Below are 1,301 nucleotides of genomic sequence, written 5' to 3' on the forward strand. Positions count from 1 at the left end.
CCTTTCTGATTAAGCAGTGTGGAAATTACTTGTTTGAAAAATGCAGTAATTTGACTATGCAGTTATGTATACGGTAGAAAGACAATTGTACGAATCCTTATTGGGAAAAAGGGTTTCTGACTCTCATTGGTCGAACCTCAAAAAAACTGCCCAAGAAGCAGACCATGTAATTACTCTAGACGAGCCTCCAGAGCTATCACAAAATAAGGAAATTAAGTAGTCGTGCAAAATAAATTGCCGACTATAAACATAAAGTGATAAAGTATCTTATGAACAGTAATAAACAGGAACAATTATGCGATTTATTAGAGATTTAACTTTTGATACTGCCAAATTATTAAATAGAATATATAAGGAAAGTAGACATTATCAAGTTAGACAAAGAGCGCATTGTATTTTATTGAGCTATAAAGGAGTGACAATTCCTGAATTAATTGAATTTTTTCAAGTGAGTAGGAGAACAATATATAACTGGATGAATGATTGGGAAGAGAGAAGATTATTAGGATTATATAATCGAAAAGGAAGGGGAAGAAAAGCAATTTTCAATGAAGGACAAAAGCAAAAAATAAAAGAATGGGTAAAACTCTACCCTAAAGACTTAAAAAAAGTATTGAACGAAATTCAAGAAGAATGGGGAATTACAGTTAGTAAAGATACAATAAAAAGGGTATTAAGAAGTATGTCAATGACATGGAGGAGATTTCAAAGGGGATTGGCAGGAGAGCCAGATCCATTGGAATATAAGGAAAAAGAATTAGCACTTACCAAACTAAAAGAACAAGAAAAATGTGGAGAAATTGATTTAAGATATTTAGATGAAAGCGGATTTTGTTTAACACCCTATGTACCTTATGGATGGCAAAAAAAAGGAGAAAATATTCCTATAAAAAGTGGTCGTAGTCGTAGATTAAATATACTAGGTTTAATGAATCGCTATCAAGAATTAGATGCCTATACATTTGAAGGAACAATTACCAGTGAAGTGGTTATATCTTGTCTTGATAAATTTGCGGAAAACCTTCCGATAAAAACGTTTGTGGTTATGGATAAAGCATCATTTCATAGAAGCAAGAAAATCCAGGATAAAATTAATGAATGGCAACAGAAGAATTTAGAGATTTTTTGGTTGCCATCCTATTCTCCCCAACTAAATTTAATAGAAATTCTCTGGCGATTTATGAAATATGAATGGATAGAAATGGATGCTTACTCTAGTTGGCAGAATTTAGTTAATTATGTTGAAAAAGTCATTCGAGATTTTGGCAAAGAATATGTAATTAATTTTGCATAACTACTTA

At 31.7% G+C, this 1,301-nt stretch carries 2 protein-coding genes; both read left to right on the top strand.

The window, feature by feature from the left end; all coding sequences use genetic code 11:
• Positions 1-64: 64 nt before the first annotated feature.
• Positions 65-220, top strand: a complete 156-nt coding sequence (locus tag ASL19_RS17760; RefSeq protein ID WP_161808562.1) for a hypothetical protein — start codon at positions 65-67, stop codon at positions 218-220.
• A 75-nt stretch (positions 221-295) separates the two neighbouring features.
• Positions 296-1,294 carry an IS630 family transposase gene (locus tag ASL19_RS02180; RefSeq protein WP_057177105.1) on the top strand — a complete coding sequence of 333 codons (999 nt, stop codon included), beginning with the start codon at positions 296-298 and terminating at the stop codon, positions 1,292-1,294.
• Positions 1,295-1,301: the final 7 nt, after the last annotated feature.

This window comes from Cylindrospermopsis sp. CR12 (genome assembly GCF_001432185.1).
In the GTDB taxonomy this organism is placed as follows: domain Bacteria; phylum Cyanobacteriota; class Cyanobacteriia; order Cyanobacteriales; family Nostocaceae; genus Raphidiopsis; species Raphidiopsis raciborskii.

What these genes read in the sequence shown, in the direction of transcription:
- ASL19_RS17760 (WP_161808562.1), top strand. Translation starts at nt 65, where the DNA reads ATGTATACGGTAGAAAGACAATTGTACGAATCCTTATTGGGAAAAAGG.
- ASL19_RS02180 (WP_057177105.1), top strand. Translation starts at nt 296, where the DNA reads ATGCGATTTATTAGAGATTTAACTTTTGATACTGCCAAATTATTAAAT.